The sequence below is a fragment of the Dyella sp. PARNA 12/25 genome, from assembly GCF_055702865.1.
The window spans coordinates 89,298-101,918 of sequence record NZ_JBVQCI010000008.1; the positions used below are offsets into that span (position 1 = coordinate 89,298).

11 protein-coding genes are annotated in these 12,621 nt (G+C 62.9%); 3 read left to right on the top strand and 8 right to left on the bottom strand.

Translation table 11 applies throughout. The annotated features are described in order from the left end of the window. The first annotated feature begins 98 nt into the window (after positions 1-98). Positions 99-2,057, top strand: a complete 1,959-nt coding sequence (locus tag AC0GUR_RS15470) for a M61 family metallopeptidase (protein ID WP_472878394.1) — start codon at positions 99-101, stop codon at positions 2,055-2,057. 56 nt (positions 2,058-2,113) lie between these two features. On the opposite strand, the gene AC0GUR_RS15475 is transcribed toward AC0GUR_RS15470, so the two are convergent. The 7 genes from AC0GUR_RS15475 to AC0GUR_RS15505 all read right to left on the bottom strand — a co-directional run bounded on the left by AC0GUR_RS15475 (position 2,114) and on the right by AC0GUR_RS15505 (position 10,158). Further along, a complete protein-coding gene (locus AC0GUR_RS15475; RefSeq protein ID WP_472878395.1) occupies positions 2,114-4,372 on the bottom strand; it encodes a nitric-oxide reductase large subunit in 2,259 nt (752 codons plus the stop codon). A 118-nt stretch (positions 4,373-4,490) separates the two neighbouring features. Further along, positions 4,491-4,925 carry an RrF2 family transcriptional regulator gene (locus AC0GUR_RS15480; RefSeq protein ID WP_472878396.1) on the bottom strand — a complete coding sequence of 145 codons (435 nt, stop codon included), beginning with the start codon at positions 4,923-4,925 and terminating at the stop codon, positions 4,491-4,493. A 156-nt stretch (positions 4,926-5,081) separates the two neighbouring features. After that, positions 5,082-5,738, bottom strand: coding sequence for a DUF2894 domain-containing protein (locus tag AC0GUR_RS15485; RefSeq protein ID WP_472878397.1), 657 nt, complete (start codon positions 5,736-5,738; stop codon positions 5,082-5,084). Next, entirely contained in the window at positions 5,731-6,378 is a 648-nt protein-coding gene (locus AC0GUR_RS15490) for an OmpA family protein (RefSeq protein ID WP_472878398.1), read from the bottom strand. Before AC0GUR_RS15490 ends, AC0GUR_RS15485 begins: the two co-directional genes overlap by 8 nt. Next, positions 6,375-8,711 carry a DUF802 domain-containing protein gene (locus AC0GUR_RS15495; protein ID WP_472878399.1) on the bottom strand — a complete coding sequence of 779 codons (2,337 nt, stop codon included), beginning with the start codon at positions 8,709-8,711 and terminating at the stop codon, positions 6,375-6,377. The genes AC0GUR_RS15490 and AC0GUR_RS15495 overlap by 4 nt, the downstream gene beginning before the upstream one ends. 10 nt (positions 8,712-8,721) lie before the next feature. Continuing rightward, the gene (locus AC0GUR_RS15500) at positions 8,722-9,441 is read right to left on the bottom strand and encodes a DUF3348 domain-containing protein (RefSeq protein ID WP_472878400.1); all 720 of its coding nucleotides are present in this window, start codon (positions 9,439-9,441) and stop codon (positions 8,722-8,724) included. Between the two features lie 93 nt (positions 9,442-9,534). Further along, positions 9,535-10,158, bottom strand: coding sequence for a GNAT family N-acetyltransferase (locus AC0GUR_RS15505; RefSeq protein WP_472878401.1), 624 nt, complete (start codon positions 10,156-10,158; stop codon positions 9,535-9,537). A gap of 250 nt (positions 10,159-10,408) precedes the next feature. On the opposite strand from AC0GUR_RS15505, the gene AC0GUR_RS15510 reads away from it, so the two are divergent. Continuing rightward, positions 10,409-11,356, top strand: coding sequence for a hypothetical protein (locus AC0GUR_RS15510; RefSeq protein ID WP_472878402.1), 948 nt, complete (start codon positions 10,409-10,411; stop codon positions 11,354-11,356). A 199-nt stretch (positions 11,357-11,555) separates the two neighbouring features. Further along, entirely contained in the window at positions 11,556-11,936 is a 381-nt protein-coding gene (locus AC0GUR_RS15515; protein WP_472878403.1) for a VOC family protein, read from the top strand. Between the two features lie 137 nt (positions 11,937-12,073). Here AC0GUR_RS15515 and AC0GUR_RS15520 read toward each other — a convergent pair whose 3' ends face one another. Continuing rightward, positions 12,074-12,586: an Lrp/AsnC family transcriptional regulator gene (locus AC0GUR_RS15520; RefSeq protein ID WP_472878404.1), complete on the bottom strand. Its 513-nt coding sequence runs from the start codon at positions 12,584-12,586 to the stop codon at positions 12,074-12,076. Positions 12,587-12,621 lie beyond the last annotated feature (35 nt).

Sequence of the window (12,621 nt, forward strand, 5' to 3'; positions counted from 1 at the left end):
CGGCGGAGCGACTTGACGGGTGTGCGCTCCGCTCTGGCGCCCCCACCCGGCCATGGTGTTAAGTTGCCGCACCAATCACTCGCCTGCCGGAGCTCCTCATGTCCCGTGTCCCTGCCGCCGTCCGCGCGGTTGCCACGCGTCGTACGTTTTCACGTCTTGCCCTGGCGGTTGGGTTGGCGCTGGGCGCCGGTCAGGCCATTGCGCAGCAGGCAGGCGCGGACGCCGTGCCGCCGCCGCAGGACGTGAAGTTTCCGGGCACGGTGACCATCCATGTCGATGCCAGCGACAAGTTGCAGGGCATCTTTCGCGTCAAGCAAACGATACCGGTCAAGGCGGGCGCGCTGACCCTGCTGTATCCGCAGTGGATTCCGGGCGATCACTCACCGACCGGGCCGATCGCCATGCTGGCCGGGCTCAAGCTCAGTGCCAACGGCAAACCGCTGCCGTGGAAGCGCGACAAGTTCAACGTGTATGCCTTCCATGTCGACGTGCCCCAAGGTGTCGCCTCCATCAACGTGGAGTTCCAGTACCTGTCGGGTCGCACCGAAAGCGAGGGTTTTGAAATTACCGATCGCATCATGGACATGGAGTGGAGCAAGGTCGCGCTGTATCCGGCCGGCTATTACACGCGCGGCATCACTTACGCGCCCAGCGTCACCCTGCCGCAAGGCTGGAAGTTCGGTACCGCGCTGGAAACCGCTACGCAGTCCGGCAATACCGTGACCTTCAAGCCGACGACCTTCAACACGCTGGTCGATTCGCCGATCTATGCGGGCCAGTACTTCAAGCGTCTCGAACTCAGCACGGCAGGCGAGACGCCCGTGCATCTCGACGTGTTTGCGGATGCGCCCAAGTTTCTCGAAATCACCGCTGAGCAGGAGAAGGTGCACCGCAATCTGGTCACCCAGGCAGTGAAGTTGTTTGGCTCCCGTCACTACGGCCATTACAACTTCCTGTTCTCGTTGTCGGACCAGTTGGGTGGCAACGGCACGGAGCATCATCAGTCCAGTGAAGACGGCCTCGACGCCGACTACTTCACCGCATGGAGCGACGCTGCGCCCGGCCGTGACCTGCTGGCGCATGAGTACGTGCATTCGTGGAACGGCAAGTTCCGCCGCCCGGCCGATCTGTGGACGCCCAACTTCAACGTGCCGATGGGCGACTCTCTGCTATGGGTTTACGAAGGGCAGACGCAGTACTGGGGCTATGTGCTCACGGCGCGCGCTGGCCTGTGGACAGCGCAGCAATTTCGCGATGCGCTGGCCATGACTGCCGCCAATTACGATCGCAACCGCCCGGGTTTTCAGTGGCGTACCCTGACGGACACCACCAACGACCCGACCGTCGCGCGCCGCTCGAGCTTGCCCTATCGCAGCTGGCAGATGAGTGAGGAGTATTACAGCGGCGGCCAGATGATGTGGCTGGAAGTGGACGCCAAGCTGCGTGCACTCACGAAAGACGGCAAGTCACTGGATGACTTTGCGCATCTTTTCTTCGGCATGGAAGACGGCAGCTTCGTCACCAAGACCTACACCTTCGACGATGTGGTGGCGGCTCTCAACAACGTGGCGCCTTACGACTGGGCGAGCTTCCTGAAGGCGCACGTGGATACGCTGGAGCCGCCGTTGCAAAACGGTCTTGCCGCCACTGGGTGGAAGTTGGTTTATACCGATCAGGAAAGCGACTACGAGAAGCAGTACAACAGCCGGCAACAGCCGTCCCGCCACCTTTACAACTTCGCGTGGTCGATCGGCCTCACCATGGGCGACAAGGGACAGATCAACGACGTGCGCTGGAACGGTCCGGCGTTCAAGGCCGGCGTCAGCACGGGTGCCACGGTGGTGGCGGTGAACGGCGAAGACTATTCGAGCGATGTGCTGAAGGGTGCGATCACGGCTGCCAAGAACAACAAGACGCCGATCGAACTGCTGCTGAAATACCAGGGTGGCTTTCGCAACGTGCGCGTGGACTACCACGATGGCCTGCAGTACCCGCATCTGGTGCGCGTCGATGGCACGCCGGACTACCTGAGCGAAATCATCGCGCCGCGCAAATAAACACAGCGGCTAATAAGAAATGCGGCGCGCCCATGCAGGGCGCGCCGCGCAGGGCATCAGGCGGCTTCCGTCGCCAGACGTTGACGTGCAGGGGTGATCAGCTTGATCGCGAATGCTGCGAAGCACAGCACGCCGAGCGTGAACACGATATCGCCAGGCACACGCAGCCAGACAAACATCTGCATCAGGCTGGAATGCACCACCTCCGGCGAGCGGGCGTACCACAGGCCGTATTCCACGCTGGCCCAGGCCTGGTAGATGCCCGAGGGCAGCAGCGAGATGAACACCATCATCGCCAGACCGATGTTGAGCAGCCAAAACATGGGCTTCAGCCAGTGGTCGGGCCAGTGGCCATTGGGCGCCAGACCGCGCAGGCAGAACAGGGCGAGGCCGATGCCGAGCATGCCGTACACGCCAAACAATGCTGCGTGGCCATGGGCCGGCGTCAGGTTGAGGCCCTGTACGTAGTACAGCGAGATGGGCGGATTGATGGTGAAGCCGAGCAGGCCCGCGCCCACCGTGTTCCAGAAGCCCACGGCGACGAAGCACAGGATGGTCCAGCGATACGACGCCACCCACGGAGCGGCCTTGCTGCGCTGGTAGTTGCGATAGCCCTCGAAACCGATCAGCGCGAGCGGCACCACTTCAAGGGCGGAGAACATGGCGCCAAATGCAATGACAGCCGTGGGTGTGCCGGTGAAGTACAGGTGGTGCAGCGTGCCGAGAATGCCGCCGAACAGGAACACGATGGTTTCCAGAACAATGGCGGTATTGGCCGTTGCCGCGCGAATCAGGCCGAGTCGCGAGAAGATCAGCGCGATAACGGCGGTGGCAAACACCTCGAAGAAGCCTTCCACCCACAGGTGGACCAACCACCAGCGCCAGTATTCGATCATGGAGTAATGCGTGTTCTCACCCCATGCCAGCGAGGAGGCGTAGAACAAGCCGATGCAGGTGGCGGATACAAACACCATCGTAATCAGGCCACGGCTTTCCGACGGACGCTTGAGCGCCGGCCACAAGCCACGGCCCATCAGCAGCAGCCAGAACATCAAGCCGATGAACAGCAGGATCTGCCACACGCGGCCCATGCTGGTGTAAGCCAGGCCCTGGTTGCCGAGCCAGAACGCATAGTGGAAACCCAGCTTCTGCATCGTGCCGATCCAGCCGAACACCAGCGAACCCACCACCACGAAGAGCAGCGCGCCGAATAGCACGTTCACACCCAGGCGCTGGTACTTCGGCTCGTGCCCGGAAAGTGCGGGGGCAATGTAGAGACCCGTCGCCAACCAGGCTGTGGCGATCCACAGGACGGCCAGCTGTGTATGGATGGTGCGGCTGGCAACCCATGGCAACACCGTCGCCAATGGAAGGCCAAAGAAGCTGTTGCCCTCGACGGCATAGTGCGCCGTGATCACGCCCATGCCGATTTGCAGCAGCATCAGCCCGATCACCACGTAGAAGTACTTCATGGTGGCGCGCATCGACGGCGTGGGCTTCAGGCTGAACAGCGGGTCGGCCTTCGGCGCCACCGGATCGGAATCCTCATGATGCGACACGTGATACCAAACCATGCCGGCGATCGCGGCGATCAGCCCAATGATGCTGGCGATGGACCACATGCCATTGGCGGTGGTGGGCACGTTGTCGACCAGCGGCTCATGCGGCCAGTTGCTGGTGTAGGAGAGATGCGTTTCCCCCGGTCGATCCGTTGCCGCTGCCCAGGCTGACCAGAAGAAGAAGGCCGGCAGGGCCTTGAGGTCGTCCTTGTTGGTGAGCGATGCCGTCACCATGGCGTACTGTTCGCGCAGCTTGTCGAGGGCCGGGTCGTCGCCAAACAAACCCGAGTAGTGATCTGCAACGGCAGCGATCACCTTTGCCCGGTCCGCACTCACGGTAACCGTGCCTGTGGTGCTGTCGTAGGTGTTGGTGCGCAGTGCGGCCTTGAGGCGGGCAGACAAGGCGCCCTGCTGATCCGGCTCAAGTTGATCAAACGGCTTGCCGTACTGCTGTGTCGCCCATTCTTCGCGCAGGGCGATGGCTTCGCGGTGCAGCCAATCAGCCGACCAGTCGGGTGCCACGTAGCTGCCGTGACCCCAAACGGTGCCCATTTGCTGGCCACCCGCTTGCAGCCAGGCTTGCTGGCCGCGCTGAATCTGTTCGCCGGTAAAGATCACCGAGCCGTCAGTGGCCACCACGCGCTGGGGAATCGGCGGCGCCTCCAGGTAGATTTCCCGCCCCAACCACACCAGGACGGCGAAGGAAGCGAAAAACATGATGGCGAGCCAGCGCCATAGCTTCCGAGTCGATTGCATTGAATGTCTCCTGCCTATGCTGCGTCAGTTCGCTACAAAGATGTATATAAAATGAAACTTATAAGGATGTGATAGTCGATATCCATGCGGATGGATTCCAGCGAGTGATGGGTGGGGGTTAGGCGATGCGCAGCAAGGCTGCGAGTGGTCGCGGCTTGGTCAGCAGATCAGCAAGGGTGTAGCCGTCGAGTACCTTGTACATGGCCTCCATGGCTTCACCCAGGACACCTTTCAGGCGGCACGCGGGAGCAATGCGGCAGGTCGATGTGGCAGGGTCGAAGCACTCGACCAACGGCGTGGAGTCCTCACAGGCGCGCACGATCTCGCCGATGGAGATGGCGCTGGGGGCGCGGGCTAGCTGCATGCCGCCGCCCTTGCCGCGAACCGTCTCGATATAGCCTTCGCGCCCAAGCCAGTTCACCACCTTCATCAGGTGGTTGTCCGAAATATCGTAGGCGGCGGCGATATCGCCACGCGTGATCAGCGTTCCCTCACGCAAACCCACATACATGAGGGTGCGCAGGCAGTAGTCGGTAAAGACGTTGAGTCGCATGAGAATATGAACATGTATGCTGAATACATGTTTATGGTCGCGCAGAAGGCGATCCAGGCGCAAGAGGCGCGGGTGGCTGATTCAGCCGATCACAACCGGTCGTGACATCGTGCCGCATGGCTTGCCGCTGGCGGCAAGCGCCAGGCAAGGCCGGAATTAATCGCGCTTTGCGCGCGACCTGCTACGGGTGCGCTTGGCTGTGCCGGCGGGCTGGGCCGTGTCGGTCAGGGTGGATGCGCCAAATGCGCCCAGCGGCTCCAGCGACGACAAGTCGTCCACATACGACAGGAAGTGCTGCAGGTACCCCTGCGACAGCTCGCGCATCAGGGCGATCGAGCGGTGCACCAGCGCGCCAGAGTTGAGCGGGCCGGCGTTGGCGGGCACCTGTTCCAGCGACTGCCGCAACTGGCTCTCAGTGCGAAGCCGGGACCAGAGCTTCTTGAAGTCATCGAGCGCGTCCAGCCTGGGAAAGAGCGCGGGCTGAGACGATGGCTCGTCGGCCGTGGGGGCAACCGCGCGCACCGACGCATGCTCGGCGATGCGCTCGACCAGCCCGGCTAGCGTGCCGCTCGTGGCTGGTTCAGGCGTCAATGATTCACTCGTGCGGGGGGCCGCTTGTTGGAGATCACCGGCATACGCTTCCAGCAACGTGGACAACCTGTCGTCCAGTAGCCGTCGCGCCTCGCCCTCATGGTGGGCGGCGCGCCTTTCCAGCGCGTCCATCACATGGAAGCGGATGGGGTCGAGGCGATCGGCCCGCTGCTCGCGCCACGCATCCAGGCGTGCCCGGGCCGTTGCCTTGCGATCACTCATGAGGCGTCGCGGCCGCGTTCGAAGGCTTGGGAATGGGGGCAATCTCCACGCGGCGATTCCTGGCCCTTCCCTCGTCATTGTCGTTGGCAGCCACCGGCTGCTCGGCACCAAACGCCGCTGCAAACACCGACGAGGCGGGCACACCATCGGCAATCAACGCACGCGTCACCGTCAGCGCGCGCTCGGCCGACAACTCCCAGTTGTCGGCGAACTGGCGGTTGCTGTCGCGCACTTGTTGGTCGTCGGTGAAGCCGCTGACCATCAGGATCTCGTTGCGCGACTTCAGGTATTCCTTGAGCGGCTCCGCCAGACTCTTCAGCACCTCGCGCCCTTCGGGTTGAAGTTGATCGGAGTTCAGCGCAAACAGGACATTGCCGCGAATGCCGATGCGGCCATTCACCAGTGTGACGCGACCCGAGGCCAGCGGCGCGGCCAGCGCCTGCTCCAGCGTCACGCGACGCTGTTCTTCGGCCTGGCGCTGCTTGACCTCTTCATCCAGTCGACTCGAGAGCTGCAGCTGCACGGCGATCACGCCGACCAGAATCAGCACGAACGCGCCCAGCAGCACCGACATCAGGTCGCCAAAGGCCGCCCAGATCGGCGCGGTCGACTCCGTTTCGACCTCCATGTCGTCGGTCATGCGCTTTCAGCCTCGGCAGCGGTTTTCTGGCCGCCGATCTGCTGCAGCTCTTCGATGATCTGCTTCTGCGACAGCACGCTGAGGTCCACCACTTCACGGGCTTGAGCCACGTAGTAGGCAAGCTGTTCGTCGCTGCGCGCGAGCGCCTTGTCCAACGCTTCCGCAATATGCTGCAGGCGTTCCATCAGCGACTCGTTCGACTGGCCGTACTGCTGCACCGCCACGCCAAACGCGTCGCCAAGGCTGGCGACTTCGACGGCACTGCTGGTGACCTGTGCGGCCACCACGCCGAGCTTGCCGGTTTCGGCTTCGATGTGATCGGTGAACTGCTTGCTGACGCGATCCAGCAGGCCCGCCGAGGTGGCGACCAGTGCATCCACCGCCGTGCGCTGCTCGGTGGAGGCATGGTTGACGGCGTCGAGCAGGGTTTCCAGCGTGGCCAGCAGGCGGCTGCGTTCTTCCAGCATGGCCGTGTCGCGCACCATGCTGTCGGAAAGCTTCTGACGCAGCTCGGCAACCACTTCGGCAGCGGCCTTGGGTGCTTCCGAGGCGGCCTGCACCAGGCGGGAAATCTCCGCGATGGTGTCGCGCGCGTGTGCCTGAGCCTGGGCCGTGATGTCGTTGGCCGTCTGTGCAAGCGTGTCGCAGATCTGTTGCTGGCGGTTGGCGGCGTGTTCGCCGGCCTGTTCCCACTGCTGGCCGAGCGTCGTCGTCATCGCGCCGAACGATGCCGAGATGTCGCTGGTGGTCTGCGCAAGCGTGTCGCAGATCTGCTGCTGGCGGTTGGCGGCGTGTTCGCCGGCCTGTTCCCATTGCTGGCCGAGTGCCGCAGCCGTTGCACCGAACGATGTCGAGATGTCGTTGGTTGTCTGCACAAGCGTGTCGCAGATCTGCTGCTGGCGGTTCGCCGCCTGTTCGCCGGCTTGCTCCCACTGCTGGCTATGCGCCGTGGTCACCGCATTGAACGATGCCGTCCAGGTCGCGAGACGCTCCTGATCGCGCGACTCGAGTGCGGTCTGCAGCTCCGCATGCGAAGTGTGCACCGTGCGAACCAGCGACGCGGCGTGTTCTTTCATCATGGCGGCGGCAGCTGAAAGCGCTTGCTGATGGCGCTCCGCCATTTCTTGGTTGGCGGCAGCCTGCTGCGATAGTGCTTGATTCCAGGCGCCTGTCGCGCCAAGCGTCGCTGCATCGATACTTGCGGAAATGCCGTCCACCATGCTGGCGGAACGTTGCTCGAAGGTGCCGGTGAACTGCTCCAGCGAGTGGCGCAGATCGCGGGTCAGCGTTTCGTTCGACTGCTGCTGGGTGCTTAGCGCTTTGTTCCAGATATCCGCCACGGTAGTCGTGGTGGTTTCGAAGCTCGCCGACAGGCCATCCAACTGCTGCTGCACGGCATGCGTGACGGTTTCGCGCAGTGCCGTGGTTTCGCGTGCAAGACCCGCCATGGTGGCTTCCGCCACCGGTTGCAGCGTGGCACTGGCAGCGCGTGCGCTTTCGGTAACGCTGGTTTTCAAGGACTGTTCGACAGATGCGGCCAGGCGCGCGTAGATGGCCTCGGTGCGGCCATGGAACGCCTCATGGCCCGCCAGCTGTCGCTCATGCGCGGCCACACTCTGCTGCTCGATGGTCGCCATCATGGTTTGCAGCCGGTCGACCAATGCAGGCATCACCGCAGCCTGCTGCTGCAGAAGCTTGAAGGATTCCTCTCGCTGATGCGTCCTGGAGTAGACGCGCAACGTGGTCGCACTCTTCGCATCCAGCTGCTGCACGGCTTGCTGACGCTCGCGTCGGCACAGCGCCGAAAGCAGCCCAAGCATGGCCGAACTGGCAACGCCGGCGATCGAGGTGCCAAATGCAAAGCCGAGGCCTTTGACCGGCGCGGCCAATGACCCGCGCATGGCCTGCAGATCCGTCGCGCTTTCCAGCGCCAGGCCGGTACCGCGGAGCGTGGCCATCATGCCGAGCAGCGTGCCCAGCATGCCCAGCAGAACCAGCAGGCCGACCAGATACGGCGTCAGCGCAGGCATGGGCAGGGCGACGCGCTCACCTTCGACGCGCAGACGCACCGCGTTGCGCAAGCTGGGATGCACGCGCTCAAGCCAGTCGCCCAGGCTGTGCGGCGTGGTGGAGAGTTCTGTCGTCGCACGCTGCAGCGAGGTGGTGGCTTGCCGGTAGCGATACAGCTCCAGCCCGCCCGCGAGATAGCACGCGCCAATCACCATCGCCACGGCAGCGCCGAGCGGGTTCGAGCCGATGTAGCCCACGCCAATCCAGGTCACGGCGGCGAGGCCAACAAAGAACACAGCGTAGTTGAGAAGATTTCTAGACATGACGTCCCAGTTAGCGGGTGCGAAGCGCTGCGAGCAGGCCTTCCACCGGTTGAAAACGAACATCCAGTTCGGCGAGCAATACGCTCTGCATGTCCCTGCAAAACACATCCAGCCAGGCGGCGGCGTTCTCCGCGCCTGGTGCTTCGGCCAGCGTTTTTTGTTCGGCCTGGCGCAATCGTTCGAAGTGGTCCCCAAGCACGGTGGGAACCGCGGCCAGCAGCATTTGCTCGCGCGGGCTCAGTGCGCGCTCCATCACCGCGTCTACCTCCGCCAGCCGTGCCATCTCGGCCGACCGTTGGGCGAGCATGTCGCGCAGTCGCCCACGCAGGTGGCCGGTGGCCGCCAGCATGCGTCGTTGCAAGGTGAGATAGCGCTGGCGAAAAGCCGCGTAGTCGACGGTGGCGCCCTCGCTTGCTAGCGCCTGCTCGGCTGCTCGCTGGCGCAAGGTGGCCAGTTCGGCATCGTTGCTGATGGCGTGGGCCAGCGACTCGCGCATGCGAGCGCACTCGTCCTCTTCGGCGCTGCCGAAGGTCTGGCCGTACGCGTCGGGTGCGGACGGCCTGCCATCAAGCGCCGTGGAAAGCGCAATGGAGTGCGTCCAGTCGAGCCACTGGCTCAGCCGGTCCGACAGCGATGGATTCGATTGGGTAACACCAACGTCCGTCAGGCGAGCAAGCAAGCGAATGAACGTCGGGCCACGGACTGTCGTCCGTTGGGAGGCCTGCACCATAACTACTGGCTAAAAAACGACCATTTTACACGGTAATCGGTGGTGGCTGCTGACTGCGTGGTGGGGCGAACGGAAGGCCACCGGCCACCTTTGTCAAGCCGTTTGCGCGCAGGCGTGGCCGGCCCCACCCAGCCGTTCCAAGAGTTGCGCCTTCACCTGCGGCCACTCCTCGCTTATGACGCTGTACAGCGCCGTATCTCTGGCGTTGCCGTTGGGTTCGATCTTGTCCTTGCGCATCACGCCCTCGCAGGTGGCGCCCAGCTTTTCGAGCGCACGCCGGGATCTGGCGTTGTCCGCCTTGGCGCGAAACTGAACCCGATTGACTCCGAGCGTCTCAAAACAGTGCGTAAGCAACAGCTGCTTGCATTCCGTGTTGACACCGCTGCCCCAAAACGCGCGTGCCAGCCAGGTGACGCCAATTTCCACCTTTTTGTCGTGCGGATGAAGGTCGAGCAGCCGTGTGGTGCCGATGATCTGGCCGCTGTCGCGCAGGCACACCAGGAACGGGTAAGCCTTGCCCAACGCCCTGTCCTTCAAGGCCCCTTCGAAGTGGGGATAGAAAATGGCGGGGTCCGAGTAGTCCACCGAGGTCAGCTGCCAGATCTCCGGGTCGCAGGCCACGCGGAAAAGCGCGTCCAGCGACTCCGTCTCCAACGGGCGGAGTTCGATCAGGCGGCCGCTGAGGATCAACGGATGTTCAAGCCATGGGGCATGCAAGGGGCACCTGTTGCCTGAGCGGAGAGAAATGGGGACGTGGCCTCGTATTCCACCCTCAAAGACTGGCTTTTCTGCGACGCCACGGAGGCGATTGGCTGGGAAGGCCCGCCGTGGAGCCTCATCGGTCAGCCGGGGCCATCGTGTCGGTAACCACTGCTCTTTTGCGCTGTACAGGTAGATGGCGCCGTTCAGAACGGCCGCAGACCCAGGGAATGCCATCGCCCGTCGCATCCAACAGAGGATAGAAATCATGTCGAATCATCGTGCTACGTACGGTCGGCTCACCCGCGCCGCGGGTCTTCTGACGCTGGCGATGGCCAGCCTTACCGGCGCTGCCATGGCGAGTGAAGGCGCTCCCGCCCCCGCTGCCGGTGCGCCCACTTACAGCTACCAGACGCTGGATGTCCCCGGCTCGTCGGAGACGATTTTCTGGGGCATCAATGACTTCGGCGAACTGGCCGGCCAGTTCGCCATCAAGGGCGGCACACCGCACGCCATGGTTTATCGCCATGGCCGCTTCGAACCGCTCGACCCGGCCAAGTTGGGCACCTACTTCAGCGCAGCTGGCGGCCCCAATGACCTGGGCGTGACGTATGGGGCTTATGCCGACGCCAGCGGCATCCAGCACGGCTTCGTGCTGCGCGGCAACCATTTCGTTACCGAGGACTTCCCGGGCCACCTCAATTCCAACGTCGACGGCATCAACGAGTTCGGCACGATTCTCGGGGTGTACTGGGATGCGGATGGCGCATTCCACGGCATCCTGCGCCAGGGCAAGAACCTGGATACGCCCTTTGATGTCGCCGGTGCCGCCGAAACGTATCCGCTGGGCATCAACGACCTTGGCCAATCCGTCGGCTATTGGGATACCAACCCGAAGGCGCCCGTGCCGCACGGCTTCTACCGCGATGCCAACGGCAAGATCACCACGCTGGACGTACCCAACGCCGCGAGCACCGTGGCATTCGCCATCAACGACGTTGGGCAGATCGCCGGTTACTACTGGGGCACCACCGGACCCATTCACGCCTTCATCGAATCACAAGGCCAGTTCCAGACCCTCGACATGCCGGGCGCAGCGGGCACGCTTATCACCACCATCAACAACCTTGGCGTGGCCTCCGGGGAATATTTCGACGCGGCGGGCAAGCGACACGGCTTCATCGCCACGCCCATAGAAGCCGATCACCAGCGTTGATTAACCAAGAGGCTCCACAGGGACGTGGAGCCTCACATCGAACGAAAGCGCGTGCGCAGCAGTGAAACAGACGCCCAAACGAAATCGCGCAGACCATCCGCGCCTTCACATGCAGGCCTCATGGACGGCAGCCGGCTTGCGGTAGCCTTCCGCGGTCGGCTTCGCTTTCTTCGCCCCACCCCACCCGAAGGAGAAAGGCATGCATCATTCTCGTCTTTGCGCGCTGCTTATTGATTGCAACACACCGGATATCGACGAGGCCGCCCATTTCTGGGCCGAAGCCTTAGGGCGCCCGATCGACATGAATCACCCGGGCACGCGCGGCAACTACCGCATGCTGGAAACGCCAGAAGACGAACCCATCGTGCAGATCCAGCGCGTCACGCATGAAAGCCGAGTGCATATCGACATCGAGGCCGATGACATTCCGGCCGAAGTGGCACGCCTGGAGAAACTGGGTGCGCAAGTGGTGAATCGCCTCGAGCGCTGGGTCGTGATGCAGGCACCTAGTGGGCAGCGTTTCTGCGTCGTCCGCATACAGCGGCCGGGGTTTCCCAAGAACGCCAATCGCTGGGACTAATCCCTCGCCCAGCGTGTTGCGCGTGCATGGCATGCCGCTGTGGCTGATGGCCGTTCACTCCGTTGAGCGAAGCCCGCCGCGTCGATGGTCATACGCTGCGTGGCGAGCTGGCAGAGGCGAACGCTAACAAGCTGACGTCAGCGTTTGTCGCCACGCCTATCAGCCGCGCGCGCTTCGCTATCCGTGTGCGGCATGGCATGTCGTTGCTGGTGATTGAACACCACCGAGGTTTCGACGCGCTCCACCACCGCATGACGATTGAAGTGCTGCGAAATGACCAACTTCAAATGTTCCATGTCGCGCACCGCCACATGGACGATCAAGTCAGAGCGGCCCGATACCAAAAACACGCCGCGCACTTCCGGAACCTCGACGGTGGCATCTATGAACCCGTCGACCACGTGAACTTCCAGCTTGCCCAACTGCACGAACAGCACCGCTTCCAGCTGAAACCCGATCGCCTGGAGATTTACTTCGGCGTGGGCACCCAGGAGCACACCGCGCGCTTTGAGTGATTTGATGCGCTCATGGCAACTCGAAGGCGCAAGGCCCACAGCCGCCGCGATCTGTTTGTTGGACAGCCAGGCATCCTTCATCAAAAGACCAAGAATGGCGAAGTCTGTTCGATCAAAACCTATTTCGGCAGCCATATGGACGAAATACATTCGATTGACGGTTTAATCAT

Excerpts from the sequence above, each read along its gene's own strand:
- AC0GUR_RS15470 (WP_472878394.1), top strand. The coding sequence starts at position 99 with ATGTCCCGTGTCCCTGCCGCCGTCCGCGCGGTTGCCACGCGTCGTACG.
- AC0GUR_RS15475 (WP_472878395.1), bottom strand. The coding sequence starts at position 4,372 with ATGCAATCGACTCGGAAGCTATGGCGCTGGCTCGCCATCATGTTTTTC.
- AC0GUR_RS15480 (WP_472878396.1), bottom strand. The coding sequence starts at position 4,925 with ATGCGACTCAACGTCTTTACCGACTACTGCCTGCGCACCCTCATGTAT.
- AC0GUR_RS15485 (WP_472878397.1), bottom strand. The coding sequence starts at position 5,738 with ATGAGTGATCGCAAGGCAACGGCCCGGGCACGCCTGGATGCGTGGCGC.
- AC0GUR_RS15490 (WP_472878398.1), bottom strand. The coding sequence starts at position 6,378 with ATGACCGACGACATGGAGGTCGAAACGGAGTCGACCGCGCCGATCTGG.
- AC0GUR_RS15495 (WP_472878399.1), bottom strand. The coding sequence starts at position 8,711 with ATGTCTAGAAATCTTCTCAACTACGCTGTGTTCTTTGTTGGCCTCGCC.
- AC0GUR_RS15500 (WP_472878400.1), bottom strand. The coding sequence starts at position 9,441 with ATGGTGCAGGCCTCCCAACGGACGACAGTCCGTGGCCCGACGTTCATT.
- AC0GUR_RS15510 (WP_472878402.1), top strand. The coding sequence starts at position 10,409 with ATGTCGAATCATCGTGCTACGTACGGTCGGCTCACCCGCGCCGCGGGT.
- AC0GUR_RS15515 (WP_472878403.1), top strand. The coding sequence starts at position 11,556 with ATGCATCATTCTCGTCTTTGCGCGCTGCTTATTGATTGCAACACACCG.
- AC0GUR_RS15520 (WP_472878404.1), bottom strand. The coding sequence starts at position 12,586 with ATGGCTGCCGAAATAGGTTTTGATCGAACAGACTTCGCCATTCTTGGT.